This window comes from Williamwhitmania taraxaci (genome assembly GCF_900096565.1).
Classification (GTDB): Bacteria; Bacteroidota; Bacteroidia; order Bacteroidales; family Williamwhitmaniaceae; genus Williamwhitmania; species Williamwhitmania taraxaci.
The window spans coordinates 1-2,054 of record NZ_FMYP01000153.1; the positions used below are offsets into that span (position 1 = coordinate 1).

General features: G+C 44.3%; 1 protein-coding gene. It reads right to left on the reverse strand.

The features are described 5' to 3' along the window. Positions 1–209 precede the first annotated feature (209 nt). Complete coding sequence (locus tag BLS65_RS17595; protein ID WP_092441093.1) at positions 210–950, reverse strand: DUF6261 family protein; 741 nt, start codon at positions 948–950, stop codon at positions 210–212. Positions 951–2,054 lie beyond the last annotated feature (1,104 nt).

The window sequence follows — 2,054 nt, forward strand, 5'->3', positions numbered from 1 at the left end:
TTTTCTCCTTGTCGTTGACATAAAATTTTCGTTTAAAGATAATACTATTCTATCTTAACTTCATGTCCAGCTTTTGGGGAGTATCATAGTTTAACCGCTCCGCGGTGTATCGTGATGCCGTTCCATATTCGCTCTCAATCATAAAAAAAGCGGACGTTCTCCTACAAGAACCCCCGCTTAATCAAGCTACATATGGAAAACAAGCCTTTCTATTCTTTCACCTCATCCTCTTCCTTATCGGAGTTGCGCGTAATGCGGGCGCGGATTACCTGTATTTGAGCGTCGACAATCTCGTTTATTTGGTTGGCCATCTGCAGATATTCCGGCTTCTTCGAAATGGCGTAGAGCGAGTCGATTGCCTGAAACAGCATCATGCAATCCTCTTTTACCTGCTTGGCGGCATCGCCACCATTGGCCTCAAGTTCGTTGGCCGTTACCTGACTTCTATCGAGTAGAATTGTCTCAAATTGATCCTGCCCCAGCTTCAGCTCCTCGAGGTGATCGTTATGCTTGACGAAGGCTATGTCGTCCGAAAATTCCGGAGAGTTAGCAATAGTTTGCAGTAAATCTGTGAGGTGCGATGATTCGTCGGCATAGTTCATTTTATGAATATCCCATCCGTGCTGTCGAATAAGATCGAGCAACCTGTTGGCCCTCGCCGCCTTTTCCGGATCGCGGCGCAGCGCAACTGAGGCCAGCGATTTGCGAAAAGCCATAAACGAGTCGTCACGAACCTCATCGGCCAGCTTAAGCGCTTTAGTTTTATCGGTATGCTGATACTTTACCAGCACCTGCGAGAGGAGGTTGGTGGAACTCTCCAACCTGCTGTTTAGATCATGCAACATAAGGGTGGGCAAATCGAATGGTTTCAAGCATTTTATTACTCGGGTAGCAATTGTTTGGGTTTCGCCTGTGCGCATCCGTTTAATGTAGGTAGTTTTGATAATCATAGCTAGTAGTTTTAGGTTAAACTTCTGTTTTGTTTATGGTTGATGCAAATTACAACATCTGTATCAAATTTCCAATAGGCTAGCATGTAGTCCTATACCAAAAACAGAGGTAACACCTTCTGGGTGGCTTATAAAATAAGAGCATCCAATAATTTGATAAACAAAAAAATTATTGAAAATATTTTTTCACCGACATGTTGGTGTCATTTGTCTGCACCTTAGATTGTTGGTGTTGATTCCAGATTTACGTGCAGCAGCCCGAAACTAAATATTGTGGTAGTAATGTAACTTACCAATGCAGGCGCTACAAATCAAGCTTACGCGCTAACTAATTGTAGCGGTATGTCGCCAAGCGGTTTTACTCTATTGCAATTTGCAGCACCTTCTCTCAAAAAGTTTGGAGCCGCTGCACTTTTGCAGCAGCTCTTCCCCGCGAGCGCAGACGTATTTCCCGTCCGTGCACTGTAAACAATATAGCAAAAATCCCGCATCGTGATGGCCGCTGAGCAGCCTCGATAAGCGCACGGGAGGTATTCAGGACGTTTCGTCCGGCAGCAATACGCTTGGTAATTGCGCTGGGCCAACTTACCGTATGGGCAACATGCCCATGCTACCGATCTATGCTCTTGGTATGGCTGCGGTTATGCAAGCTTGCTGCAAAGTGCTTTTCTTGCTGCAGGGGCAATGGCTTGCAACGCACGGCAGCATGTCCGCGCGAGCGGGGGGTTTGTTACTCAAATTCATGCCATTTTATAGGGATGAATATACGTTCAATTATTTGATGCTTCCGATCAATCTATTCCAAATTTCTGGGCATGCGAACTTACCTAAGTGTTTTTCTGATTTTATCTGGGAATCTTCGTATGGCTTACCCTGCTGCGCGTAACAGCTACAATAGAAGACACAAATTAGCACCAATCCTGAACACCTCTTCATACTATAGTTGTTTTTTTATCATGATTCTACGTGCAATAAATCGTATTCCAAAAAACAAAGAAATAGAGATAAAAATTCACTACTGTCCGACAAAAAGATTCCAGTTGAAACGTTAGTTGAATAAAAATAAGGGGCTACTCCCCGAAGGTTTCACCCCGATGTTGTAGA